Raw genomic sequence first — 25387 nt, 5'->3', positions numbered from 1 at the left:
GCCCTCCCGGATCGTGCTCAGTGCTCGGGCTGGAGCTGCCCGCCCCCGCCGGCGCCGCCGCCGTCGGGCGCCGTCGGCATGTCGCGCTGCTCGATCGTCGAACCGTGACCGACCGCGACGGGCTCGGGCTTGCGGATCTCGCCCACCTTGACGCCCTCGAAGGTGAACTGGCCCAGCAGGCCCTCCCCCTCGGCGTCGACGATGATCTTCTGCCCGGCCTTGATCTCGCCGAACAGGATCTTCTCGGACAGGACGTCCTCGATCTCGCGCTGGATCGCGCGCCGCAGCGGCCGGGCGCCGAGGACCGGGTCGTAGCCGCGCTCGGCGAGCAGCTCCTTCGCCGCCGAGGTCAGCTCGATGGTCATGTCCTGGTCGCGCAGACGGCCGTCGAGGCGGGCGATCATGAGGTCGACGATCTGGATGATCTCGGCCTCGGAGAGCTGCGGGAAGACGATGACGTCGTCCACGCGGTTGAGGAACTCGGGCCGGAAGTGCTGCTTGAGCTCCTCGTTGACCTTCGTCTTCATCCGCTCGTAGCTGTTGGACAGCTCCCCGCCGGCCTGGAAGCCGGTGAGCAGGCCCTTGGCGATGTCCCGGGTCCCGAGGTTCGTGGTCATGATGATGACCGTGTTCTTGAAGTCCACGACCCGGCCCTGGGAGTCGGTGAGGCGGCCGTCCTCGAGGATCTGCAGGAGCGAGTTGAAGATGTCGGCGTGCGCCTTCTCCACCTCGTCGAACAGGACCACCGAGAACGGACGGCGGCGCACCTTCTCCGTGAGCTGGCCACCCTCCTCGTAGCCGACGTAGCCGGGGGGCGAGCCGAACAGCCGCGAGACGGTGTGCTTCTCGGAGAACTCGGACATGTCGAGCTGGATGAGGGCGTCCTCGTCCCCGAAGAGGAACTCGGCGAGCGCCTTGGCCAGCTCGGTCTTGCCCACGCCCGTGGGGCCGGCGAAGATGAACGACCCGCCGGGGCGCTTGGGGTCCTTCAGGCCCGCGCGGGTGCGCCGGATCGCCTGGGACAGCGCCTTGATGGCGGTGTCCTGGCCGACGATGCGCTTGTGGAGCTCGTCCTCCATGTGGAGGAGCTTGGAGGACTCGGCCTCGGTGAGCTTGAACACCGGGATGCCCGTGGACATCGCCAGCACCTCGGCGATCAGGTCCTCGTCCACCTCCGCGACGGCGTCGAGGTCGCCGTTCTTCCAGGCCTTCTCCCGCTCGAGCCGCCGCTCGCCCAGGCGCTTCTCGTCGTCGCGCAGACGCGCGGCGCGCTCGAAGTCCTGGTCGTCGATGGCGGACTCCTTCTCGCGGCGGACCTCGGAGATCTGCTCGTCGAGCTCGCGCAGCTCCGGCGGCGCCGTCATGCGGCGGATGCGCAGGCGCGCGCCCGCCTCGTCGATGAGGTCGATGGCCTTGTCCGGGAGGAACCGGTCCGAGACGTAGCGGTCGGCCAGCGTGGCGGCCGCCACGAGCGCCTCGTCGGTGATGGAGACGCGGTGGTGCGCCTCGTAGCGGTCGCGCAGGCCCTTGAGGATCTCGATGGTGTGCGCGAGGGTCGGCTCGGCCACCTGGATCGGCTGGAAGCGCCGCTCGAGCGCGGCGTCCTTCTCGATGTGCTTGCGGTACTCCTCGAGCGTGGTCGCCCCGATGGTCTGCAGCTCGCCGCGGGCGAGCATCGGCTTGAGGATCGAGGCGGCGTCGATGGCGCCCTCGGCGGCCCCGGCCCCGACGAGGGTGTGGATCTCGTCGATGAACAGGATGATGTCGCCGCGGGTGCGGATCTCCTTGAGGACCTTCTTCAGCCGCTCCTCGAAGTCGCCGCGGTAGCGGGAGCCGGCCACGAGGGAGCCGAGGTCGAGGGTGTAGAGCTGCTTGTCCTTGAGGGTCTCGGGCACGTCGCCGCGCACGATGTCCTGGGCCAGGCCCTCGACGACGGCGGTCTTGCCGACGCCGGGCTCGCCGATGAGGACGGGGTTGTTCTTCGTGCGGCGCGAGAGCACCTGCATGACCCGCTCGATCTCCAGGATGCGGCCGATCACCGGGTCGAGCTTGCCCTCGCGGGCGGCCTGGGTGAGGTTGCGGCCGAACTGGTCGAGCACGGCCGAGCCGGCCGGCTGACCCTCGGTGGGTCCCCCGGCGGCGACGGGCTCCTTGCCCTGGTAGCCGGAGAGCAGCTGGATGACCTGCTGGCGCACCCGGTTGAGGTCCGCACCGAGCTTGGTGAGGACCTGGGCGGCGACACCCTCCCCCTCGCGGATGAGGCCGAGCAGGATGTGCTCGGTCCCGATGTAGTTGTGGCCCAGCTGGAGCGCCTCGCGCAGGGAGAGCTCGAGGACCTTCTTGGCGCGCGGGGTGAACGGGATGTGACCCGACGGGGACTGCTGGCCCTCGCCGATGATCTCGGTGACCTGCGCACGCACGGCCTCGAGCGAGATGTCCAGGGCCTCGAGCGCCTTCGCGGCGACGCCCTCACCCTCGTGGATGAGGCCGAGGAGGATGTGCTCGGTGCCGATGTAGTTGTGGTTGAGCATCCGCGCCTCTTCCTGGGCGAGGACGACCACCCGACGGGCACGGTCGGTGAATCTCTCAAACATGTGCACTCCTCACGGGCGGCTACCTCGGCCGGGGCCCGGCAGCGACCGGTCTGGGCAGCGTTCGTCAAGGCTAACGGCGAGGGGCCCGCACAACTGCCCGTGTTCGCCACCGGCGTGACGACCCCGCCCCGGTCGCGGGCGGTGCGAGGGGTGGACGGCGGGTCCGCGCCTCAGCCCAGCTCGCGGCTGAAGACCCGCAGGACCTCCTCGTCGTGCAGGACGAACCGGACCAGCTCCACGGGCGTGAGGCCGACGGCGCGCTGCTCAAGGCCGCACACCTCGGCGCCGTCCCGGTTGTCCTGCGCGGCGGCGAAGGACCGCACGGCGCCCACCGCGACCCGGGCCACCTCGGCGGGGTCCCAGCCGTACGCCCCTGCTCCCACGGCCGGGACCGCGACCTCGCGGGCGCCGACCTCGGCTGCAACGACGAGCGAGGAGGTGAAGCACGAGGCGAGCAGGGCGGGGTCGTCCTGCCCGCGGTGCCGGTTGGGCCCGACGGTGTGGATGACCCAGCGCGCCGGGAGGCGGTGGCCGGCCGTCGGCACGGCGCTGCCCACGGGCAGACCGTCCGGCAGCTCGGTGCGGCGCAGCTCCATGCACTCCTCGAGCAGCCCGGGACCGGCCGCCCGGTGGATCGCGCCGTCGACCCCGCCGCCGCCCATGAGCGAGGAGTTCGCGGCGTTGACGACGGCGTCGACGTCCTGACGGGTGATGTCGCCGAGCACGGCCTCGATCCTCATGCCCCGATCCTGCCGTGACCGGCCGGTCCGGTGCGAACGGCTGTGGACTCAGACGTCGACGAGGACGGTGACCGGCCCGTCGCCCACGAGCTCGAGGGCCATGTCCGCGCCGAACCGGCCGGTCGCGACCTCGACGCCCCGCTCCCGCAGCGCCGAGACGACCGCGTCGACGAGGGGCTCGGCCACCGGCCCGGGGGCGGCAGCGTTCCAGGTGGGCCGGCGGCCCTTGCGGACGTCGGCGTACAGGGTGAACTGGGAGACGACGAGCACCGGGGCGGCCGCGTCGGCCACGGAGGTCTCCCCGCGCAGGATCCGCAGCTCGGCGATCTTGCGGGCCAGCCGCTCCACCTGCTCGGCGCCATCGTCGTGGGTGACGCCGACGAGCGCGACCAGCCCCGGCCGGGTGACCTCCCCGACCACCTCGCCGTCGACCCGCACCGCCGCGCGGGTCACCCGCTGGAGGACGGCCCGCACCGGGCTACCAGCCCCGGCCCTGCCGGGGCGGCCGGTAGCCGCGCACGGCGGGCCGCACGTCGGCGAGGTAGACCGCGGCGGGCACGACGGCCACGAACTGCAGGAAGCCGCCCATGAGGCCGAGCCCCAGCGGGGGCGGGATGGCGATGAAGCCGATGGCGGCGGCGACCCCCGTCAGGGCCAGCCAGAAGTTCTTGGTGCGCTTGTCCGCGGCGAGGAACGCGGGCGCGGGCCGGGTCGCGGCGTCGACGAGCGCCCACACCTCGAGGGCGAACATGATCACCGCGAGCAGCAGGAAGATGAGGAGCTGGACGTTTCCGAGCACCCACAGAGCCTAGCGGCGCGGCACGATGTCCTCATGACCGCCGCAGACGCCCCCACCCGCCGCACGTTCCTCGTCGCCGGCGCCGGCGCGCTGGCCGTCCCGGTGCTCGCCGCGTGCGGCGCCGCCGAGCCGGCTGCGCCGCCCAGCGCCGGGCCTGCCACCGGCACCGCCGCCGGGCCCGCGCCGCTGGCCTCCCTGGCCGACCTCGCCCCGGGCACCGCCGTCGTCGTGGAGCCCAGCCCCGGCGAGGGCGTGGCCATCGTGCGCGACGAGGCCGGCGACGTCCACGGCCTCTCGGCGGTGTGCACCCACCGGGCCTGCCTCGTCGCCGCCCGGGGCACCGAGCTGGTGTGCCCGTGCCACGGCTCGACGTTCTCCACCGCCGACGGCGCGGTGCACGCCGGACCGGCCACCCAGCCGCTGCCGCCGGTGGAGCTGCGCGTCGAGGGCGAGGACGTGCTCCTGGGCTAGGAGTCCTCGGCGAGCTCACCGGTCGCCTCGCCGTGCGACATGCCGGTGATCTCCAGCGCGTCCACGGCCAGGGACCTCAGCAGGGAGACGAGGGTCTGGCGGCGCCAGCCCTCGGCGTAGGCCTCGGGCGCCAGCGCCGCGGCGACCTCCTGAAGCAGCGCCCGGGCGTGGTCGGGCGGGTCACCGCGGCCCACCGCCGCCGCGAGGGAGCCCATGGCGACGGCGAGGGTCTCCACGTGCCCGGCGACGTCGGGCGCGGGCCCCTCCTCCTGGACGGCGACGACGGCGCGCCGGGCCACCACCCGGGCGTTGCGCATGGCGCGGTCGGCCAGGACGGCCGCCCGGCTGAGCTCCGCGACGGTCGTCCGCTCGCCCCGCACGACCGGGTTGACCCGGACCATCTCACGGGCGCTGCGCATCGCCGAGGACCAGGCGTCCAGGCTCGGCTGCGACGCCCGGCCCATGGTGAGGGCGTCCGCGGCGACCTGCGGGTCGCCGGCGCGCAGGCCCCGGGCGAGGGTGGCGAGCATCGTGGCGAGCTGGTCCAGCGCGGTACGGGCCAGGGCCCGTGAGCGGCCGACGACGTCGGCGGGCACCAGCGCGGTGACGAGCAGCCCGAGCGCGGCGCCGACGAGCGCGTCGGACCAGCGGCCCAGGGCACCGTCGGTGACCATCGTCGTCGGCATGGCGACGATGACGACGCTCTGGACGCCCGCCTGCGTGGTGAGCAGGGGGCCGCGGTCGATGAACCGCGCCGCGAGGGCGGCGAGGAGCAGGACGACGGCGATCTGGACCGCCCCGGTGCCGAAGACCTGGACGAAGACCTCCCCCAGCCACACGCCGATGGTCACCCCGGCCCCCAGCTCGGCGGTGCGGCGCACCTGCCGGTCCTGGCTGTGGCCCAGCACGATCCACGCCGCGATGGGGGCGAACATCGGCAGCTCGTGCCCGAGGAGCTCGTGCGAGACGAAGTAGGCCACGCCGGCGGTGAGGGCCGCGGTGAGGACGGGCACGAACCCCTCTCGCACCCGCCGGGTGCCCAAGCGCGAGCGCACCCCGAGGAAGACCTTCCACCGGCGCAGGTCCATCGACTGCCCGAGGCCCGCGGCGACGAGCCGGGCCGCCTGCGCCGGCCCACCCGGCCGGCCCGGGCCGTCAGAGCCCTCGGGCCGGCTCACCGCCGCGGGCCGCCGCTCACGGTGGCGCGGCGTGCCTCCCGGCCGCCGCTCACGGTGGCGCGGCGTGCCTCCCGGCCGCCGCTCACGGTCGCCGGCCCCGGCTCACGGCCGCAGGTCGCGGCGGAGCAGGCCGGCGCCGGGGCGCTCGGCCGGGCGCACGTCGGTCGTCCCCGCGGGGTCGACGACGATCTCCTGCGCGGCGGCCACCCCGCCGGCGTCGAGCACGGCGTCAGCCGGGACCGAGCGCTTCACCACCGCGAGGGCCACCGGGCCGAGCTCCTCGTGACGCACCACCGTGGTGAGCCGGCCGACGCTGCGCTCCCCCAGTCTCACGTCCGCGCCCGGGTCGGGCAGGAGGTGGTCGGAGCCGTCGAGGTGGAGCATCACCAGGCGGCGCGGCGGCCGGCCGAGGTTCACCACCCGGGCCACGGTCTCCTGGCCGCGGTAGCAGCCCTTGCTCAGGTGCACGCCGGTGCGCAGCCAGTCGAGCTCGTGCGGGATGGTCCGCTCGTCGACCTCCGTGGCCAGGCGCGGTCGCCACGCCTCGACGCGCAGCGCCTCCCACGCCCAGGTGCCGGCGGGCCGGCCGGCGGGGCCACCGTCCGCCGGGGGCGCGCAGAAGGCGTCGACGACGGTGGCGAGGTCCGCCCGCGGCACGAGGGTCAGGCCGCGGTGGATCTCGGTGCCGGGGTGCTCGGCGTCGGGCGGGCCGTAGTGCGTCGAGCCCGGTGCGGTGCGCGGCCACGGGTCGCGCCACGTGAGGATCTGCGGGGTCAGTCGAGCCCAGCCGCCGGCGGCGGTGCCGAGGACGGCGACGTCGGTGCGCACCTCCACCTCGACCCGGAGCATGAATCGCATCGAGTCCAGGAACGCGGCTAGCGCCTGCGCGTCGGCCGCCTCGGTGACGAGCCAGGTCCGCTCGCCGTCGTCCTGGACCGCCGGGGCGTGCTCGACGTGCCCGTGGACGTCCAGCAGCAGCATCTCCGTCGCGGCCCCGGCCTCGAGGCCGAGCAGCAGCTGGGAGCTGAGGGTGTTGAGCCAGGTGATGCGGTCCGGGCCGGAGACGGTGACGACGCCGAGGTGGGACAGGTCCACCACGCCCCGGCCGCGCGCGAGGGCACGCTGCTCGTGCACGGGGTCGCCGTGGTGGAGTGCCACGCCGGCGTCCGGGCCCGACGCCGCCACGGCGCCCGGCCGCGACAGCAGCGGGCTGCGGTAGGCCGGTGCATCGGTGGTGTCCACGGCCCTCAGCCGTCCTGCCGGGAGAGGCGCCCGGAGGCGTAGGACTGCAGCTCGTTGCCGAAGGCCGCCAGGTCCATCGCCCACATGAGGTCGTGCTGGACCAGGCCGTAGGTGCGCCGGGCGCCGGCCACCTCCGCCGCGGTGGCGGTGCGCACCACCGCGTCCGTGGCGAGGTCCACCCGGGCACCGCGCACGGCGCCGAGGTAGACGCTGAGCTGCCCGGCCGGGTCGGCCACGAGCACCTCGAGCTCGGTGGCGCCCCGGGCCTGGCCGTCGGGACCGTCGTCGCCCGCCGCGGTGGGGACCGGTCGCCAGTACGACGTCTCGGTGGACCACTGCTGGCCGGGCACGAGGGCGCTCGCCCCCTCGGACCCGGTCATCTCCTGGGCGATCTCCCCCGAGCGGGACCGGTCGGCGAGCCAGATCGTGCTGCGCGAGCGCAGGTACGGACCGCCGTCGTGGTCGAACCGGACCTCCTGGACGAAGGCCTGCTCGGGCACGCCGGGGTAGCCGAGCATGCCGAAGCCGCGCCAGCTGCCCAGCAGCCAGGCGAGCGGGAGGCACTCGGGGGCGAGGTCGTCGGGGATGGTGAAGGCCATGCTCCCAAGGCTAACCCGCGTACCTCAGGCGGCGAGGAGCCGGCTGACGAGGTAGACCGGCACACCGACGACGAGGACCGGGAGGAGGGCCGCCGCCAGGGCCGGGCGCAGCCGCCGCGAGGCGGGGAACCGGCCGAAGAGGACGTGCAGGGCGGAGGTGAGGACGCCCGCCGCCAGGCCGACGAGCAGCCCGGGCACGGGTCCGACGTCGTCGAGCAGGAGGACGCCCGCCAGCAGCCCGGCGAGCCCGCCGGCGGCCGGGGCGAGCAGGACGACCGTGCGGGCGGTGACCGGGACGGTCGTCACCGCGGCGGCGGCGGCGATGGTGGCCGCGCCGGTGACCACGAGCGCCGGGGAGGACCCCGAGGTCCCGACGGCGACCCAGCCGGCCGCGGAGACGACGACGACGGCGCCGCTGACGACCCCCGAGACCGACTCGGTGAGGCGGGGGCGGCCGTCGCGGCGCAGCATCTGGTGGACGAAGGCGGCGACGACTGCCAGGCCCATGACGATCCCGAGCACCGCCACCGTGCTCGTCAGGGTCACGGCGAGGGCCGCCACGGACACCCCGGCGACGACGACGACGGCGCCCAGGTGCGTGGGGAGGTCGACCAGCCGCGACCACCCGGCGGCGAAGACCATGGACAGCGCCAGCACGACCCCGGCGAGCAACCCGTCGGCGGCGAAGCCGGCGAGCGCGACCGCGGCGGCCCCCACCGAGGTGACGGCCGCCCTGGTCGATGCGCCCATCACGGCCGCCACCCCGGCTGGGCGGCACGGGTCGGCGATGAGGCGGGCACCCGGCGATTGTCGCAGACCCTGCCGTGTCCGCCTGCTGCACGCCCTCGGAGGGGCGTCCCGGCCGGGCACTACAGTGACCCCTCGTACAGAAGGGGGAGTCCTGTGGCGCAGCTGCTGTTGCTGACCCCGGAGCCGGGAGGGGCGGCGCGCGCGCTGCCGGCCCTGACCCTGCTGGGGCACCAGGTGCTCGTCGCGCCGCCGTCGCCGTCGTCCGTGGTGGACAACCTCGGGGTCGCGGCGGTGCTGCTGGACGCCCGGCGCGACCTCGTGGCCGCCCGCACCCTGTGCCGCCTCCTCGCCGGGCCGATGGAGGCCCCGCCGGTCATCCTCGTCCTCGCCGAGGGCGGCTTCACCGCCGTGTCGACGACGTGGGGGGCCGCCGACGTCGTCCTGGAGACCGCGGGGCCGGCCGAGGTCGAGGCCCGGCTGCGGATGGTCGCCGAGCGCACGAAGGACGAGGCCGCCGAGGTCGCGCCCGAGCAGCTCGAGGCCGGCGAGCTCGTCATCGACGCCTCCGCCTACACCGCCCGGGTGCGCGGCCGGACGCTGGACCTGACGTACAAGGAGTTCGAGCTCCTCAAGCACCTCGTGCAGCACCCGGGCCGGGTGCTCACCCGCGCCCAGCTCCTCCAGGAGGTGTGGGGCTACGACTACTACGGCGGCACCCGCACGGTGGACGTGCACATCCGGCGCCTGCGCGCGAAGCTCGGCTCCGAGCACGACCAGATGATCGGCACGGTCCGCAACGTCGGCTACCGGTTCGACCCGCGCGGCCTCGACGCCACCGACGCACCGGTGACGTCACCCGCGACCGCCTGAGCGCTCACGCGCGCCGGACCCGGGTCGCCAGTCACGCTCGTGGCCGCCGCCGCCACACCGTCCGCCCCACGCCGTCCGCCCCACGCCCCCACACCGTCCGAGCAGCGCCGCCACGCCGCCCGACCAGCGGGGACCCGGCTCCCTGGGCACGTGCGGACGAGGTGTCGTACAGTGGTCGCGACGCCGGGTCGCGAAAGCCCCGGGCTCCAACTAAAGCCGCCAAGAGCGGCCTTCGCGCCGACTGGCGCTCTCCGGCCCGGCGTCACACACACTCCCCCGGCCGCCGCCCTCGGTGTGGCCTGTCGCACGCGGAACGGTGCGCCCGCGGATCTCATCTAGCCTGTCTGCAGACACTGCCGGACACGCCCCGTGGGGAGACATCAGTTGCGCTTCAGGCCGTTCCCTCGCGACGCGGAGCTCTTCACCCTGCTCACCGCCTCCGCCGCGCACCTCGTCACCGGGGCGGGGCTGCTCGCACGTCTCCTCGGATCGGACCGGGTGCGCCGGGTCGAGCTCGCGGCGCGACTCCACGACGTCGAGCACGCCGGTGACGAGGCGACGCACGCCGTCCTGGCGCACCTCGGCGGGGTCTTCATCACCCCCTACGAGCGCGAGGACGTCCACCGTCTGGTCGAGGCGCTGGACGACTGCCTCGACGCCATGGACGAGGCCGCCCGGGTCGTCGTCGCCACCCGGGTGGGCGAGCTGCCCCACGGCGTGAGCCAGCAGGTCGCGGTGCTGCAGCGCTGCGCCGAGCTCACCGCCGCCGCCGTGCCGCACCTGCGCTCGCGCGACGGCCTGGAGGAGTACTGCGTGGAGGTCAACCGCCTGGAGAACCAGGCGCAGCACGTCTACCACGACATCCTCCGCGAGGTCCTCGGCGACGACGGCGGCGACGCGCTGCGGGCGCAGCGGGTCACCGCGGTCGCGGGTGCCCTCGAGGCGGCGGCCGACGCCTTCGAGCGGCTCGCCCGCGCGGTCGCCCTGCTCACGCTCAAGGAGTCCTAGCGGTGGAGCCGCTGCTCGTCGGGGTCGTGGTGGCGGTCGCCCTGGTCTTCGCGTTCACGAACGGCTTCCACGACGCCGCGAACGCGATCGCCACCTCGGTGACGACACGTGCGCTCACGCCTCGCCTCGCCGTGTCGATGGCGGCGTTCATGAACCTCGTCGGGGCGCTGCTCAGCACCGGCGTCGCCCTGACGATCGGCTCGGGCATCGTCACCCCGCCGCCCGGCGTGGCGGGACTGACGGTCGTGCTCGCCGCCCTCGCCGGGGCGATCGCCCTCAACCTCAGCACCTGGTGGCTCGGCCTGCCGTCCTCCTCCTCGCACGCCCTCATCGGCGGGCTCCTCGGCGCCGGGCTGGCCTCGGCCACCGAGGTCCACCGTGACGTCGTCGTCGGCGCCGTCCTGCTGCCGATGCTCCTCGTCCCGCTCGTGGGCTTCGTCCTCGCCTACCTCCTCATGGCGCTCACGGTCGCAGTCTTCCGGGACCGGCCGTACCGCTCGACCAGCCGAGGCTTCCGCGCCGCACAGACCGTCTCGGCGTCGGCGATGGCCCTGGCCCACGGCCTCCAGGACGCGCAGAAGACGATGGGCGTCATCGTCCTGGCGCTCGTCGCCGGCGGGCTGGCGGACGGCACCGCGGTCCCGGTGTGGGTCAAGGTCGCCTCGGCGGTCGCGATCGCCGCCGGGACCTCCTTCGGCGGGTGGCGGATCGTGCGCACCCTGGGCCGGCGCGTCATCGACCTCGACCCGCCCCGCGGCTTCGTGGCCGAGTCGGTCGCGGCGGGCATCTCCTACGCCACCGCCGTCCTCCTCCGGGCGCCGATCTCCACGACGCACGCGATCACCGCGGCCATCGTCGGCGCCGGGGCGACCCGCGGGCTCGCCGCGATCCGGTGGAGCGTCGTGGCGCGCATCCTCCTGGCGTGGGTCCTCACCCTGCCCGGCGCGGCCCTCTTCGCGGCGGTGTTCTACCTGCTCGGGGCGGCGCTCACACCCTGAGCGCCCACGACCGGTGCCGGCACGGCCCGGGCGCCGTCGCCGTGCTGCGGCGCCGGGGCGGCGCTAGCCTGGCCGCACGTCCCGAAGGAGTGCCCATGGCTGCCACCGCCCATCGCGTCGCCGCGACGGCGGCGGGCCTGGCCCTCCTGGGCTCCCTGGCCGCCTGCACCGACGACGGCGTCCTCGCGCTGGAGGTCGGTGACTGCCTGGACCGGGCCGAGCTCGCCGGCCCCGAGGTCACCACCGTGACGCCCCTGGAGTGCTCGGAGCCGCACGACGCCGAGGTGTTCGCGGCGATCACGCACGAGGGCGACTTCCCCGGGGCGGAGGAGCTCCGGGTCGAGGCCGAGGAGCGGTGCACCGCCGAGTTCGAAGGCTTCGTCGGCGTCCCGTACGCCGAGTCCGAGCTGTCCTTCTCGGTGCTCAGCCCCACCGAGGACGGGTGGGAGCGTGCCGGGGACCGCGAGTCGCTGTGCGTGCTCCTGCTCGAGGAGAGCGTCAGCGAGTCCCTCGAGGGTGCCGCGCGCTGAGGGCCGCCGCCCGGACGGGCATCACCCGAAGCGGCCCGAGATGTAGTCCTCGGTCTCCTTCATGGTGGGCGAGGAGAACATCTTGTCCGTGGCGTCGTACTCGATGAGGTGGCCGGGCTTGCCGGTGCCGGCGATGTTGAAGAAGCCGGTCTTGTCCGACACCCGCGCCGCCTGCTGCATGTTGTGGGTGACGATGACGATCGTGTAGTCGTCCTTCAGCTCCGCCATGAGGTCCTCGATGGCGAGGGTGGAGATCGGGTCGAGCGCCGACGCGGGCTCGTCCATGAGCAGGACCTCCGGGCGAACGGCGATCGCCCGGGCGATGCACAGGCGCTGCTGCTGGCCGCCGGAGAGCGACGAGCCCGGCCGGGCGAGCCGGTCCTTGACCTCGTTCCAGAGGTTCGCGCCGCGCAGCGAGTCCTCGACGAGATCCTCGGCCTCGGACTTCTTGATGCGGCGGTTGTTCAGCCGTACACCGGCGAGCACGTTCTCCGCGATCGACATCGTGGGGAACGGGTTCGGGCGCTGGAAGACCATGCCCACCTGGCGCCGGACCTGCACCGGGTCGACGTCGTCGGCGTAGAGGTTCTGCCCGTCCATGATCGCCTCGCCCTCCACGCGCGCGCCCGGGATGACCTCGTGCATGCGGTTGAGGGTGCGCAGGAACGTCGACTTCCCGCAGCCGGACGGTCCGATGAGGGCGGTGATCGAGCGGGGCTCGATGGTCATGGTCACGCCTTCGACCGCGAGGAAGTCCCCGTAGTAGACGTTGAGGTCCTTGACGTCGATTCGCTTAGACATGGGCGGTCCTTCCGGAGCTGGCAGAGCGGGCGGCCGGCTGTCCGGCTCGAGACGTGGTGGTCACGACGGGTGTCATCGGGCGAGCCCTCGGGGTGAGAAGTACCGGCTCACCAGGCGGGCCACGAGGTTGAGGAGCATGACGATCGCCACGAGGGTCAGGGCCGCCGCCCAGGCGCGGTCAGCCCCCACGCCGCCCTGGGCGTACTGGCGGTAGGCGAAGACCGGCAGGGTGGCGATGCGGCCCTCGAGCGGGTCGTTGTTGATCGTCGCCACGATGCCGACCGTCATGAGCAGGGGGGCCGTCTCGCCGATCACCCGGGCGATGGCGATCATCACGCCGGTGGTGATGCCGGCGACGGCGGTACGGAGCACGACCTTGACGATGGTCAGCCACTTGGGCACGCCGAGCGCGTACGAGGCCTCGCGCAGCTCGTTCGGCACGAGCCGCAGCATCTCCTCGACCGAGCGGACCACCACCGGGGTCATGAGCACGGCGAGCGAGACGGCACCCATGAACGCCGAGCGGTACTGCGGGCCGACGACGATCGTGAACAGGGCGAAGGCGAAGAGGCCGGCGACGATCGACGGGATGCCCGTCATGACGTCGACGAGGACGGTGATGGCGCGGGCCAGGCGGCCGCGGCCGTACTCGACGAGGTAGATCGCCGTGAAGATCCCCAGCGGGATCGAGATGAGCGACGCGATGCCGGTCACCCACAGCGTCCCGATGATGGCGTGGAGGGCACCGCCCTCGGTCATGTCGCCGAAGATGCCGGTCATGTCGGTCGTGAGGAAGTCCCAGCTGAACAGGGTCAGGCCCTTGCTGAGCACGATCCACACGAGCGAGACCAGCGGGATCATCGCGATGACGAAGGCCGCTGTCACCAGCGAGGTGGCCAGCCGGTCCTTCGCCACCCGCTCACCCTCGACGGCGCGGGAGACCGCCCAGTTCGCCACGAGGAAGACGATCCCGCCCACGAGGACGACCGGCGCGAGGGTGGGTGAGGACACGACGGCGAAGAGGAGGAGAGCCAGCGCGAGCGAACCGGCCAGCACGGCCCACGGCGTCCACGCCGGGAGGGCGCCCTGCTTGCGCACGATCGAGGAGGTGGTGGTGGGCATCAGTTGGCTCCCGAGAACTCGGCGCGGCGGGCGATGACCCATCGGGCGAGGAGGTTCACCGCGAAGGTGATCGCGAACAGGGCGAGGCCGGTCGCGATGAGGACGTCGGCCCCGAGCCCGGAGGCCTCCGGGAACTGGTTGGCGATGTTGGCCGCGATCGTCTGGTGCTGGCCGGGCTGGAGGAGGTAGAAGTTGATGAGGAAGCCGGGCGAGAGAATCATCAGCACGGCCATCGTCTCGCCGAGCGCGCGACCGAGCCCGAGCATGGACGCGCTGATCATCCCGGAGCGGCCGAACGGGAAGACCGCCTGACGGATCATCTCCCACCGGGTCGCCCCGAGGGCGAGGGAGGCCTCCTCGTGCAGCCGAGGAGTCTGCAGGAAGACCTCCCGGATCGTCGCCGTGATGATGGGCAGGATCATCACCGCGAGGACGATCCCGGCGGACATGATGTTCTTCGCCGGGGCCTGGAAGCCCTGGAAGAGGGGGATGAAGCCGAGCGCCGAGCCGGTCCACGCGAAGAGCGGGTTGAGCTGGGGCACGAGCCAGGTCATGCCCCACATGCCGTAGACCACCGAGGGGATCGCGGCGAGGAGGTCGACGAGGTAGCCGAGCCCCTGCGCCATCCGTCGCGGCGCGTAGTGCGAGATGAACAGACCGATCGCGATGCTCAGCGGCACGGCGAACAGCAGCGCGATGACGGACGAGAGCAGCGTGCCGAAGATCAGCGGGGCGATGTAGCTCGCGAGGCTCTCCCCCCGCATGAAGCCGATGGCGTCGTAGTCGGCCTGCGCGGCGGTGATGGCCGGCCAGGACCTCACGAGGAGGAACCCGGCGACCGCCGCGAGGATGACGAGGATGACCAGGCCCGAGCCGGTGCTGACGCCGGCGAAGACCTTGTTCCCGACGCGGCCGGGGGCGCTGCTCAGCCGTGAGGGTCGCACGGGTGTGGGGGTCATGGCAGCGGCCACTGTTCCTCCGGTGTAGGTAGGGCCCGACGCAGCGGTCGGAGGACCACCGGCGGGCGCACGGACTCGCCAGCACACGGCGACCACAAGCCTAGGTACCCCGGGTGTCCGGACGGCGGGTGCACGGTGAACGGACGGTGAACGCGGCCTGTTCCGTCCCTCACAGCCCCTCCCCTCCACGAGCCGCCGGATCCTCGTACCGGTGTCCCCGGCGTGGCCCGTTGGGAGACTACGGCAGCAGGGTCCCGGGTCGACACCGACGACGGTCCGACCGTCCGGCCGGTCCGTGGTCGGGTGCGGTAGGACGGTCAGGGTGCGACCGTGATCTGGTCGATCGCCGCCATGACCCGCTCGCGCAGCTGGTCGGAGATCGGCGCGGAGCCGGCCACGCTCGGGTCCCCGGCGCGTTCCTGGCCCTCCTCGCTGGCGATGTAGGTCAGGAGCGCCTTGACGTTCTCGACGTCCCGCTCCTCCGCGTACCTCGAGCACACGATCGTGTAGGAGACGAGCACGATCGGGTAGGCCCCCGACTCCTCCGTGTCGCGCGCGAGGTCGATGGTCAGACGCAGGTCGCTCGCCCCGTCCCCCGGGGGCGAGACGTCCACGACCGCGGCGGCCGCCTCGGGCGAGAAGGGCACGAACTCGTCGCCGACCTGGACGGCGACGGTACCGAGGTCCTCGGTGACCTGGGCGGCGTCGACGTACCCGATCGTGCCCTCGGCCGCCTGGACGGTCGTGATGACGCCGGAGGTCCCGGTGCCGGACTGGGAGCCCGAGATCGGCCAGGTCTCGCTCGCCTCGTGCGGCCAGGCGTCGCCGGCGGCCTCGGCGAGGTACTCGGTGAAGTTCTCCGTCGTCCCCGAGTCGTCCGAGCGGTTGACCGGCACCACGGCGGTGTCCGGCAGGTCGACACCGGGGTTGGTCTCCGCGATCGCCGGGTCGTCCCAGGTGCTGATGTCGCCGTCGAAGATCCGGCCCAGCGTCTCCGGCGAGAGGTTGAGGTGCTCGACGTCGAGGTCCGGGAGGTTGTAGGTGACGGCGATCGGGGAGATGTACAGGGGAAGCTCGATGACCTCACCGCCGAGGCACCGCTCGCTCGCTGCGTCGAGCTCGTCGGCCTCCATCGCGGCGTCGGACCCGGCGAACTGGATCGCATCGTTGATGAACATCTCGCGTCCGCTGCCGGACCCGACCGGGTCGTAGGAGACGAGCACGTCGGGGTGGTTCTCGCTCATCCACGCGAGCCAGCCGATCATGGCGACCTCCTGCGAGGACGCCCCTGCGCCCGGCAGCGGGCCGGACAGACCGGACCCGCCCTCCTCCGCCCCGCCGCAGGCGGTCAGGAGGAGCACGACTCCCAGAGCCCCGGTGGCCCGGCGCGATCCTGCGTGCACGTCCTCGCCCCTCACGTCTGCCGGAAACAGCAGCGCTCACTCTAGGGGGACATCCGCGCGCGATCCATCGCACGGCGGAGACCCGGCCACCCGCCGTCGCGACCCGGCCACCCGCCGGTCGGGACCCGACCACCCGCCGGTGGGGACGGCCCGCTGCAGGCAGGCGCGGGCGGGGTCGTCCCCCTGCGGGGCGCGACCCCGCCCGGCGGGTCGGTCAGGGCAGGTCAGGCTGGATCGGGTCGGATCATGCCACCGTGATCTGCTCGATCGCAGCCATGACGCTCTCGCGCAGCTGCTCCGAGATCGGCGCCGAGCCCGCGACGCTCGGGTCGGCCGCGCGCTGCTGACCCTCCTCGCTGGCGATGTAGGTCAGGAGCGCCTTGACGTTCTCCGCGTCCTGCTCGCTGTCGTAGGTGGAGCACGCCATCGAGTAGGAGACGAGCACGATCGGGTACGCGCCGGACTCCTCGGTGTCCCGTGCCAGGTCGATGGTCAGCCGGAGGTCACTGGCGTCCTCGGCGGCCGGGGAGGCGTCGACCACGGCGGCTGCTGCCTCGGGCGAGAAGGGCACGAACTCGTCACCGACGCCGACGGCGACGGTGCCCATGACGTCCGTCACCTGCGAGGCGTCGAGGTAGCCGATGGTGCCCTCGGCGGCCTCGATGGTGGAGACCACGCCGGCGGTCTGGGCACCGGACTGCGTGCCGGTGACCGGCCACGTCTCGCTGGCCTCGTGCGGCCAGGCGTCCCCGCCGGCGGCGGCGAGGTACTCGGTGAAGTTCTCGGTGGTGCCCGAGTCGTCCGAGCGGTTGACCGGCACGATCGGCAGGTCGGGGAGCTCGACTCCCTCGTTGGTCGCGGCGATCGCCGGGTCGTCCCAGCTCGTGATGTCGCCGTTGAAGATCGCCGCGAGGGTCTCGGGCTCGAGGTTGATGTGCTCCGTGTCGACACCGGGCAGGTTGTAGGCGACGGCGATCGGGGAGATGTACAGGGGCAGCTCGACGACCTCGCCGCCGAAGCAGCGCTCCGACCCGGCCGCGAGCTCCTCCTCGTCGAAGGTGGAGTCGGTGCCACCGAAGAGGACCGCGCCGTTGATGAACTGCTCGCGCCCGGTGCCCGAGCCCGTGGGGTCGTACGAGGCGTTGACGTCGGGGTTGGCCTCGGTGAACCCGGCGAGCCACCCGTTCATGGCGTTCTCCTGGGAGGAGGCGCCGGCGCCGGGGAGCTCCCCCGACAGTCCAGCGGCGGCCGCGCCGCCCTCGTCGCTGCCCTCGGTCGCCTCGCCCGAACCGCAGGCGGTGAGCACGAGGGAGAGGGCGCCGATCGCGGCGAGGCTCGCGAAGCGACGGTTTCCAAGCTTGACGGTCATTCCATCCCCTGATGAGTCGGTGTGGGCCGGGAGCCTGTGTGCCGCCGGCCGTGATCGACGCTAGGTGAGCGGGGTGACGCGTCGGCGGGCAGGGGGTGAACGAGGGATGAACGCGAGCGCACATCAGGTCACAGTTGAGCAACACGGCCGCCCGGCACCTCGGGCTGCCCTGCGTCACGCCCCCCGCACGGTGGGCGGCAGCGACTCGACCGTCCGCCTCGCGAGCCGGCTACTCCCGGGCGCGGTACTTCTCCAGGGCCGCGACGACGCCGGAGCGGCCCGGGCGCTTGGCGACGTGCACCACGAGCATCTCGCCCTTCTTCAGCCACGGGTCGGACTCCGGCACCTGGCGCATGATGCGGTGCGGGGTGCGCTTGGCGATCTCGGCCACGACCGTGGGCAGCACGGGCCGGTGGGTGCACACGACCACGGGGACGTTGCGCCGGGAGAGCTCCTTGCGCACGAGCTCGCGCACGGGCCTGGCGCGCTTGGCGTGCGCGTCCTCGGTCAGCTCCGGCCGCAGCTCGGCCCCGATGCCGGTGGCCTCGAGGTAGGGCCGCACGGTCGCCGCGCAGCGCTCCCACGGCGAGGTGATGACCTCCTCCACCCCGTACGCGGCGAGCATCGGGACGAGGTTGTGCGCCTGCAGCTCCCCCGCCGGGGTGAGCGGACGCGCGGACTCCGGACCCTTCCACGCCGAGCGCTTCCGGGAGCGGGCGTGACGCAGGACGATCATCGTCCAGGTCCGCAGCCGTTCGTCGCGCCACTGGTCCACCAGCACCCCCAGCGGCTCGCGGTCGTGCGGGTAGGTCAGCAGCTCCCGCGCCGCGCCGACCTCGACCCAGCGGACCTCGTCGATCTCCTTGCCGTCGGCGGGCGTGACCGCCGGTCGGCCCTGCGGGCTCTGTGCGCCGTCGTCGATCTCCTCCGCGGCCCAGTAGTGCGAGTGCTTGACCCGGCCGTCCTTGAGCCGGTACCGCACCGTGGACAACGGCTGGCCCAGGGCCACGTGGACGCCGGTCTCCTCGGCCACCTCGCGGACGGCGCACTCGACGAGGCTCTCGCCCGGGTCCAGCTTGCCCTTGGGCCAGCCCCAGTCGTCGTAGCGGGGCCGGTGGACGAGCAGCACCTCGAGCTTCCGCCCGTTCTGCCGCCACACGAGCGCACCGGCCGCCTGGACGTCCTGGCACGTCCGGGTCGCGGCGGCGGCCTCGGCCGCCTGGCTCACCGCGAGGCCGCCACGCGGCGCCGGGCCCGGGCCATGAGCATCTCCTGGAGGTCGGCGAGCCGCTCCCCCTCGGGCCCGAGGTGCCGGCGGTGCCACCCGTCGGCGTCGAGGTGCCACGAGGAGGTGGTGTCCGAGACGGACACGTCCAGCAGCGTGACGAGGTAGTCGATCTGGTCGGGGTCGGCGATCTTGATGAGGGCCTCGACCCGGCGGTCGAGGTTGCGGTGCATGAGGTCGGCCGAGCCGATCCACACCTCCGGCTCGCCGCCGTTCGCGAACGCGTACACCCGGGCGTGCTCGAGGAACCGGCCCAGGATGGAGCGGACCCGGATGTTCTCGCTCAGCCCCTGAACGCCGGCGCGCACGGCGCAGATGCCTCGCACGACGATGTCGACCTGCACCCCCGCCTGGCTGGCGCGGTAGAGCGCGTCGATGATCGCCTCGTCGACGATGGAGTTGGACTTGAACCTGACCCACGCCTCCTTGCCGGCCCGCTTGTTCTCGATCTCGCGCTCGATCCGCTCGACCAGCCCGGGCCGGATCGACCGGGGGGCGACGAGCAGGCGGTGGAAGCGCGTGCGCGGGGCGTAGCCGGAGAGCTGGTTGAACAGGCGGGTGAGGTCCTGGCCGACGTCCCGGTCGCAGGTGAGCAGCCCGAGGTCCTCGTAGCCGCGCGCCGTCTTGGGGTGGTAGTTGCCGGTGCCGACGTGGCAGTACCGGCGCAGGCCGTCGGTCTCCTGGCGTACCACGAGGGAGAGCTTGGCGTGGGTCTTGAGCCCGACGATGCCGTAGACGACGTGCACCCCGGCCTGCTCGAGCTTGCGCGCCCAGGAGATGTTGGCCTGCTCGTCGAACCTGGCCTTGATCTCGACGATGGCCAGGACCTGCTTGCCGGCGGTGGCGGCGTCGATGAGGGAGTCCACGATCGGGGAGTCCCCGGACGTGCGGTACAGGGTCTGCTTGATCGCCAGGACCTTGGGGTCGGCGGCGGCCTGGGCGAGGAACTGCTGGACCGAGGTGGAGAACGAGTCGTACGGGTGGTGCAGGAGGATGTCCCGGGAGCGGATGGCCTCGAAGAAGTCGGTGGGGTTCGCCGACTCGACCTCGGCCAGGCCCTGCGCGGTGACCGGCACGAACTTGGGGTACTTCAGGCCCGGCCGGTCCAGGTCGTGGATGACGTTGAGCCCGGTGAGGTCCAGCGGCGCGGCCAGCTCGAAGACGTCCTGGTCGTCCACGCCGAGCTCGCGCTTGAGCAGCGCGAGGACGTGGGAGCTGATGCCCGCGGCCACCTCCAGGCGCACCGCGGGACCGAACCGGCGCCGCACGAGCTCCTTCTCCAGCGCCTTGAGGAGGTTCTCGGCGTCGTCCTCCTCGACCTCGACGTCCTCGTTGCGGGTGACCCGGAAGGTGTGGTGCTCGACGATCTCCATGCCGGGGAACAGGGCGTCGAGGTGGTGGGCGACGACCTCCTCGAGCGGCAGGTAGGAGGTGCGGCCGCCGGCGTCGGTGGGCACGTCCTCGGGGCGGTAGGGCCGGCCCTCGGAGTCGACGGCGATGAACCGGGGCAGCAGCGGCGGGATCTTCACCCGGGCGAAGTGCTCCTTGCCGGTCGTGGGGTTGCGCACGAGCACGGCGAGGTTGAGCGAGAGACCGGAGATGTAGGGGAACGGGTGGGCCGGGTCGACGGCGAGCGGGGTGAGGACGGGGAAGATCTGCTTGCGGAAGAACTTGTGGAGCCGGTCCCGCTCGGACTCGGCGAGGTCCTCCCAGTGCAGGATGCCGATGCCCTCCTCGGCGAGCTTGGGCTGGACGTCCTCGGCGAAGACCCGGGCGTGACGCTCGGTGAGCTCCTTGGCGCGGGCGCTGAGCGCCTCCAGCACCTGGCGCGGGGAGAGCCCGGACGCGGCCGTGACCGCCATCCCGGTGGCGATGCGCCGCTTGAGCCCGGCGACGCGCACCATGTAGAACTCGTCGAGGTTGGAGGCGAAGATCGCCAGGAACCAGGCGCGTTCGAGGATGGGGACGCTCTGGTCCTCGGCCTGCTCCAGCACCCGCTCGTTGAACGCCAGCCAGGACAGCTCGCGGTCGGCGAAGCGGCCCTCGGGCAGGTCCGCCTCCTCGGGGGGCCGGTTGTCCGCGCGCGCCTCGGCGACGGCGGCGGCCGCCTGCTGGGCGAGCGAGGCCGAGGACGCACTCACGCCGGCGAGGACCCGCGAGCGCCGGCGGGCCTTGGCGGCGAGGAGGTCCTCGTCGTCCTCCTCGAGGTCCTCGTCGGGGTCCTCGTCGGACTCCTCGTCGTCGTCGGCACCGGTCGACGGCCCGTGCCCGTCGAGGTGCAGCGCGCCGTCGCCCGGCCCGGCTGGCGTGCCGCGCCTGGTGGCCGGCTCGCGGACCGGCCCGCTCGCGGTGCGCTCGCCGTCGGTCTGGTCGGTGTCGGTGCTGTCGACGGGCTCGGTCTCGTCGACGGCCTCGGTCTCGACGCCGTCGGTCTGGTCGACGGCGCCGACCGGCTCGGTGCTGGGCACGTTCCTCACCTCGTCGTCTCCCCCACCGCCCGGGCGGGCGGCGGTGCTGCGTGTTCCTGTCCCCATGGTGGCACCTGCAGGTGTCCCGCGGGTGACCTGACCGGACCCCGGGCGGCGGCCGCCGTCGAGCAGCCGTCTCAGCGGTACTGGACGTCGGTGGCGACGCACACGAAGCCCTCCCGCTCGTAGGTGCGCCGCGCGGCGACGTTGTCCCCCTCGACGTACAGGGTGGCCGTGCGCAGACCCCGCGCGGCCATCTCCGCGAGCGCGAGGCGGGTGAGGTGCCCGCCGAGGCCGCGGCCCTGCGCGTCGGGGTCGACGGCGAGCGCGTAGATCTCGCCGGCGTCCTCGCCCGGCACGACCTTGACCCACATCGACGCCACCGCGGGCGCCCCGGGTCCGGGCCGCGCGAGCCAGAGCACCGTCGGGTCGAACCAGTCCTCCGCCTCCCGGGCGCGCAGGTCGGCGACGGTCATGCGGCCCTGCTCCGGGTGGGCGGCGAAGGCCGTGGCGTTGAGCCGGACCCAGTCCTCCTCGTCCCGGCCGGGCCGGAACGTCTCGACGACGACGCCCGCCGGCGCCGGACCGGCGGGGCGCGAGCGGGCGTCGGGGACGGCGTCGTCGTGGTCGTCAGCGTCGGCGGCGTCGGTGGCGGCGTCGGACGCCGCCTCGTCACGCACGGCGGCCAGCGGCCGGGCCATCCGGAGCAGCTCCCGGACCGCCTCCATGCCGGCGGCGTGCGCCAGGGCGCGCGCGGCCGGGAGGTCCCCGTGGGCCCAGACCGAGACGGGCTCGACGCGCACGGCGTCGAGGAGGGCGCGCCCGACGCCGGCCCGGCGCCGGGACGGGCGTACGGCGAGCTCGGCCGAGGCCGGGTCGCCCGGCTGGACCTGGGCGTACCCGAGGAGCTCCCCGCCGGCCTCGGCCAGGACGTGGCGAACGCTGCGGACCGGGCTGCGCACGTCGAGCAGTGTCTGCTCGGACAGGGCCTCGACGCCGTCCGCGACGGCCACCTCGGCCGCCAGGGCCAGGACCTCCGCCGCCCGTGCGCCGAGCTCGCGCGGCTCGTTCAGCTCCATGACCCCGCCTCCCCGCACCGCCCCCGGGTGCGCCCGGCCATTGTCCCCCGGGCCTCGCGGGCGCGCACGGACGGGCCGGCCGGCGCGGGGCCGGCCGGCCCGTCCGGGCTCATCCGGACGCCCTACCGGGGCGCCGCCGCGGCGGCGCCCGCCCCGCCGAGCACGTCGGCCACCGACGTGACGCCGCCGGGCACCTCGAGCATGCGCCGCGAGACGTCGGGCGCCCGGGCCGGGCCCGGGGACGCGTCGGCGATCCAGGGACCGGTGCCCTCGGAGAGGTCGACGATCCCGGCCTCGGCCCACGTGTGCGTGCCGTCGAGGACCTCCTTGGCGAGCCGCTCGTCGTCGGCGTCGGTGTTGGCCCACAGCTCGTCGAAGAGCCGCTCGACCTCGAGCCGGGACCGCCTGCAGTACGCGCCGGCGAGGCGCTGCGCGGCCCGGCCGACCGCGGGCGGGTCGTCCTCGAGCTGCATCTGGGCCCGGGTGCACACCGCCGTCATGGCGAACAGCTCCGCCCCGATGTCGACGATCCGGCCGAGGAAGCCCTGCTTGTGCTCGAGACCGCCCTGCCACCGCGCCATCCCGTAGAACGTCGACCGGGCCAGCCGGCGCGAGGACCGCTCGACGAAGCGCAGGTGCGTCGCCAGCGGCCCGTACTCCCCGTAGGCGCCCGGCCGCTGGCCCTCCCCGGTGAGCAGCCCGGGCAGCCAGCCGGCGTAGAACGCCGCCGCGCGCCCGGCCGCCCCGGCCCGCGCCCCGAGGGAGGCCTCGGGGTCGACGAGGTCGCCGGCAACCGCGAGGTGGGTGTCCACCGCCTCGCGGGCGATGAGCAGGTGCATGATCTCGCTGGAGCCCTCGAAGATCCGGTTGATGCGCAGGTCCCTCAGGACCTGCTCGACCGGCACCGCCCGCTCGCCGCGGGCGGCGAGGGAGTCCGCCGTCTCGAAGCCCCGGCCGCCGCGGACCTGGACGAGGGCGTCGGCGACCTGCCACGCCTTCTCCGAGGCGTAGAGCTTGGCCAGCGCCGCCTCGATGCGGATGTCGGTCTCGCCCGAGTCCGCCAGGTGCCCGGCCAGCTCGACCACGGCCTCCTGGGCGTACGTCGTCGTCGCGATGAAGGCGATCTTGTGGGCGACGGCGGCGTGCTCGCCGACCCGCCGGCCCCACTGCACGCGCGCCCCGGCCCACTCGCGGGCGATCTTCAGGCTCCACTTGCTCGAGCCCACGCACAGCGCCGGGATCGACAGCCGACCGGAGTTCAGCGTCGTGAGGGCGATCTTGAGCCCCATGCCCTCACGCCCGATGACGTTGGCGGCCGGGACCCGCACCTGGTGGAACCGGGTGACGCCGTTCTCCAGGCCCCGCAGGCCCATGAAGGCGTTGCGCCGCTCGACCGTGATGCCGGGGCTGTCGGCCTCGACGACGAACGCGGTGATGCCCCCGGGGTGCCCCTCGGAGCGGGGGACGCGCGCGAGGACCACGAGCAGCTCGGCCACGACCCCGTTGGTCGACCACAGCTTGACCCCGTCGATGACGTAGTCGCCGTCGTCGGTGGGGGCGGCGGTGGTGTGCAGCCGGGCCGGGTCGGAGCCGACGTCGGGCTCGGTGAGGAGGAACGCGGAGATCGCGCCCGCCGCGCACCGCGGCAGGAACCTCTGCCTCTGCTCCTCGGTGCCGAACTGCTTGACCGGCTCGGGCACGCCGATGGACTGGTGCGCGGAGATGAGCGCGCCCAGGGCCGGGCTGGCCGTACCGAGCACCATGAGCGCCCGGTTGTAGTGGACCTGCCCCAGCCCCAGCCCGCCGTAGGCGGCCGGGACCTTGATGCCGAAGGCACCCAGGCGCGCCAGGCCCTGGACCACCTCGTCGGGGATGCGGGCGTCCCGGTCGATCGCCAGGCCGTCCACGTGCTCCCGGACGTACTCCTCGAGGGTGGCCAGGAAGGCCTCGCCACGACGGGCGTCCTCGGGGGCGGGGCGCGGGTGGGGGGTGATGAGGTCGGGCCGGAACCGGCCCAGGTAGAGCTCCTTGGCGAAGCTCGGTCTGCTCCAATCGCTCTGCCGGGCCTGTTCGGCCACCTTGCGTGACTCGCGCTCGCTCACGTGTGCCGGGCCGTCCGCCCGCACACCGGTCCGCGCGGCTGTCGTGTCGGTGGGTCGCACCGTCGCAGCCATGCTGCCTCCCGTCGTCGTTGCCGGTACCGGCAGTATCACCGACTCGGGGGCGGGCGGGAAGGGGGCGGCCCGGTCGAGGTGGGCGTTCCTCAGTCCAGGTGGCCGTTGCGGTGCAGCTCGGCGGCCTCCTCGAGCTCCTCGGCGGTCGTGAGCAGCGCCGAGGCGCGGCGCGTGACCTGGAAGGCGAGCTCGTCGTCGTCCTCCTCGATCCAGTCGGCGTCCATCGCCGAGCCGGTGGCCAGCACCCGCAGGAAGGCCGACGCCCGCTCGAGCGCGACGTCGAGGTCACGCTCGAACAGGCCCGAGAGGACCTTGTCGACGACGTCGCTGACCTCCTCGGGTCCCGGCGGCGAGGCCACGCCGGCGACGACGCCCGCGACCTCGGCCCGCTGGAGGCCGAGCCGGTAGCGCTGGGAGACGGTGTCGGGGTCGCGGCGCACCCACTCGCGCAGGAGGTACAGCCGCCACAGCGTGCCCGGCAAGGTGGTGTGCGGGCTGCGCGACCACAGCACGGCGATCTCGTCGAGGCCCTCGCGGTCGACGAGGGTGACGAGCCGGCGGACCAGCTCGGGGTCCTCGTCGGCGCCCTCGCGGCCGCCGTGGACCAGCGCCTGGGCGGTGGTGTGTGCGACGTCGGACCGGGTCGCCGGGTCCTCGTCGCCCTCGATGAGCTCGGCCTGGATCGGGTCCAGCATCGCCGGCCGTCGCGGTACGCGCCTGTCGCTCATCGTGGGTCCCCTCCCTCGTGGCCGCCACCGCCGGCCGGCGGTGGCGCAGCCGGTGGCCGGCCTGGCGCGATTCTCCACCACCGGGCCCGGGCGCGCAGCCCCCACGTCGTTGCGCACGACCCCGCCGCAGCGCCCGCTCCGCCCGGGCGCCGCAAGACGCGGACAGGGCGAAACCACCCGCCGCCGATCTCGGGACCTCGTCCGCGACCGGCCGCCCGCG

Annotated in this window: 23 protein-coding genes; 5 read left to right on the top strand and 18 right to left on the bottom strand. The window is 73.8% G+C overall.

Going from position 1 to position 25387, the window contains the following annotated elements:
• Positions 1 to 17: 17 nt before the first annotated feature.
• The 4 genes from AAEM63_RS02750 to AAEM63_RS02735 all read right to left on the bottom strand — a co-directional run bounded on the left by AAEM63_RS02750 (position 18) and on the right by AAEM63_RS02735 (position 4133).
• A complete protein-coding gene (locus tag AAEM63_RS02750; RefSeq protein ID WP_341360172.1) occupies positions 18 to 2594 on the bottom strand; it encodes an ATP-dependent Clp protease ATP-binding subunit in 2577 nt (858 codons plus the stop codon).
• A gap of 170 nt (positions 2595 to 2764) precedes the next feature.
• Entirely contained in the window at positions 2765 to 3334 is a 570-nt protein-coding gene (locus AAEM63_RS02745; protein ID WP_341360171.1) for an O-acetyl-ADP-ribose deacetylase, read from the bottom strand.
• A gap of 48 nt (positions 3335 to 3382) precedes the next feature.
• The gene (gene dtd, locus AAEM63_RS02740) at positions 3383 to 3808 is read right to left on the bottom strand and encodes a D-aminoacyl-tRNA deacylase (RefSeq protein WP_341360170.1); all 426 of its coding nucleotides are present in this window, start codon (positions 3806 to 3808) and stop codon (positions 3383 to 3385) included.
• A gap of 4 nt (positions 3809 to 3812) precedes the next feature.
• A complete protein-coding gene (locus tag AAEM63_RS02735) occupies positions 3813 to 4133 on the bottom strand; it encodes a DUF2516 family protein (protein WP_341360169.1) in 321 nt (106 codons plus the stop codon).
• Positions 4134 to 4166: 33 nt separating this feature from the next.
• Here AAEM63_RS02735 and AAEM63_RS02730 point away from each other — a divergent pair, with 33 nt between their 5' ends.
• Positions 4167 to 4604, top strand: coding sequence for a Rieske (2Fe-2S) protein (locus AAEM63_RS02730; protein WP_341360168.1), 438 nt, complete (start codon positions 4167 to 4169; stop codon positions 4602 to 4604).
• On the opposite strand, the gene AAEM63_RS02725 is transcribed toward AAEM63_RS02730, so the two are convergent.
• The 4 genes from AAEM63_RS02725 to AAEM63_RS02710 form a co-directional block, all read right to left on the bottom strand.
• Positions 4601 to 5782 carry an FUSC family protein gene (locus AAEM63_RS02725; protein ID WP_341360167.1) on the bottom strand — a complete coding sequence of 394 codons (1182 nt, stop codon included), beginning with the start codon at positions 5780 to 5782 and terminating at the stop codon, positions 4601 to 4603. The two genes, AAEM63_RS02730 and AAEM63_RS02725, sit on opposite strands and share 4 nt — an antisense overlap.
• 102 nt (positions 5783 to 5884) lie before the next feature.
• Entirely contained in the window at positions 5885 to 7024 is a 1140-nt protein-coding gene (locus AAEM63_RS02720; protein WP_341360166.1) for a folate-binding protein, read from the bottom strand.
• Between the two features lie 5 nt (positions 7025 to 7029).
• Positions 7030 to 7623 carry an FABP family protein gene (locus tag AAEM63_RS02715; protein WP_341360165.1) on the bottom strand — a complete coding sequence of 198 codons (594 nt, stop codon included), beginning with the start codon at positions 7621 to 7623 and terminating at the stop codon, positions 7030 to 7032.
• A 24-nt stretch (positions 7624 to 7647) separates the two neighbouring features.
• Positions 7648 to 8373: a hypothetical protein gene (locus tag AAEM63_RS02710; protein WP_341360164.1), complete on the bottom strand. Its 726-nt coding sequence runs from the start codon at positions 8371 to 8373 to the stop codon at positions 7648 to 7650.
• Positions 8374 to 8526: 153 nt separating this feature from the next.
• On the opposite strand from AAEM63_RS02710, the gene AAEM63_RS02705 reads away from it, so the two are divergent.
• The 4 genes from AAEM63_RS02705 to AAEM63_RS02690 all read left to right on the top strand — a co-directional run bounded on the left by AAEM63_RS02705 (position 8527) and on the right by AAEM63_RS02690 (position 11779).
• A complete protein-coding gene (locus AAEM63_RS02705) occupies positions 8527 to 9243 on the top strand; it encodes a response regulator transcription factor (protein WP_341360163.1) in 717 nt (238 codons plus the stop codon).
• A gap of 384 nt (positions 9244 to 9627) precedes the next feature.
• Positions 9628 to 10251: a DUF47 family protein gene (locus AAEM63_RS02700; RefSeq protein WP_123916817.1), complete on the top strand. Its 624-nt coding sequence runs from the start codon at positions 9628 to 9630 to the stop codon at positions 10249 to 10251.
• Positions 10252 to 10253: 2 nt separating this feature from the next.
• A complete protein-coding gene (locus AAEM63_RS02695) occupies positions 10254 to 11249 on the top strand; it encodes an inorganic phosphate transporter (RefSeq protein ID WP_341360162.1) in 996 nt (331 codons plus the stop codon).
• 95 nt (positions 11250 to 11344) lie between these two features.
• Complete coding sequence (locus AAEM63_RS02690; RefSeq protein WP_123916813.1) at positions 11345 to 11779, top strand: septum formation family protein; 435 nt, start codon at positions 11345 to 11347, stop codon at positions 11777 to 11779.
• A 21-nt stretch (positions 11780 to 11800) separates the two neighbouring features.
• On the opposite strand, the gene pstB is transcribed toward AAEM63_RS02690, so the two are convergent.
• The 10 genes from pstB to AAEM63_RS02640 form a co-directional block, all read right to left on the bottom strand.
• Entirely contained in the window at positions 11801 to 12580 is a 780-nt protein-coding gene (gene pstB / locus AAEM63_RS02685; protein ID WP_123916811.1) for a phosphate ABC transporter ATP-binding protein PstB, read from the bottom strand.
• A gap of 72 nt (positions 12581 to 12652) precedes the next feature.
• Entirely contained in the window at positions 12653 to 13702 is a 1050-nt protein-coding gene (pstA, locus tag AAEM63_RS02680) for a phosphate ABC transporter permease PstA (protein ID WP_341360161.1), read from the bottom strand.
• Positions 13702 to 14661: a phosphate ABC transporter permease subunit PstC gene (pstC, locus tag AAEM63_RS02675; RefSeq protein ID WP_341360160.1), complete on the bottom strand. Its 960-nt coding sequence runs from the start codon at positions 14659 to 14661 to the stop codon at positions 13702 to 13704. The genes pstA and pstC overlap by 1 nt, the downstream gene beginning before the upstream one ends.
• Before the next feature lie 317 nt (positions 14662 to 14978).
• The gene (gene pstS / locus AAEM63_RS02670; protein WP_246006056.1) at positions 14979 to 16022 is read right to left on the bottom strand and encodes a phosphate ABC transporter substrate-binding protein PstS; all 1044 of its coding nucleotides are present in this window, start codon (positions 16020 to 16022) and stop codon (positions 14979 to 14981) included.
• Positions 16023 to 16308: 286 nt separating this feature from the next.
• Positions 16309 to 17433 (bottom strand): phosphate ABC transporter substrate-binding protein PstS, encoded by a 1125-nt coding sequence (gene pstS, locus AAEM63_RS02665; protein WP_341360159.1) that lies wholly within the window; start codon positions 17431 to 17433, stop codon positions 16309 to 16311.
• A gap of 229 nt (positions 17434 to 17662) precedes the next feature.
• On the bottom strand, positions 17663 to 18661 hold the full coding sequence (locus tag AAEM63_RS02660; protein WP_341360158.1) for an NUDIX hydrolase: 999 nt from the start codon (positions 18659 to 18661) through the stop codon (positions 17663 to 17665).
• Entirely contained in the window at positions 18658 to 21186 is a 2529-nt protein-coding gene (locus AAEM63_RS02655) for an RNA degradosome polyphosphate kinase (protein WP_341360157.1), read from the bottom strand. The genes AAEM63_RS02660 and AAEM63_RS02655 overlap by 4 nt, the downstream gene beginning before the upstream one ends.
• A 137-nt stretch (positions 21187 to 21323) precedes the next feature.
• Entirely contained in the window at positions 21324 to 22265 is a 942-nt protein-coding gene (locus tag AAEM63_RS02650) for a GNAT family N-acetyltransferase (RefSeq protein ID WP_341360156.1), read from the bottom strand.
• Between the two features lie 122 nt (positions 22266 to 22387).
• A complete protein-coding gene (locus AAEM63_RS02645; RefSeq protein ID WP_341360155.1) occupies positions 22388 to 24439 on the bottom strand; it encodes an acyl-CoA dehydrogenase family protein in 2052 nt (683 codons plus the stop codon).
• A gap of 89 nt (positions 24440 to 24528) precedes the next feature.
• The gene (locus tag AAEM63_RS02640) at positions 24529 to 25167 is read right to left on the bottom strand and encodes a hypothetical protein (protein WP_246006054.1); all 639 of its coding nucleotides are present in this window, start codon (positions 25165 to 25167) and stop codon (positions 24529 to 24531) included.
• Positions 25168 to 25387: the final 220 nt, after the last annotated feature.

This window comes from Georgenia sp. M64 (assembly GCF_038049925.1).
Lineage (GTDB): Bacteria > Actinomycetota > Actinomycetes > Actinomycetales > Actinomycetaceae > Georgenia.
Note: the sequence above shows the minus strand (reverse complement) of the source record. Positions and strands in the feature narration are given on the sequence as shown.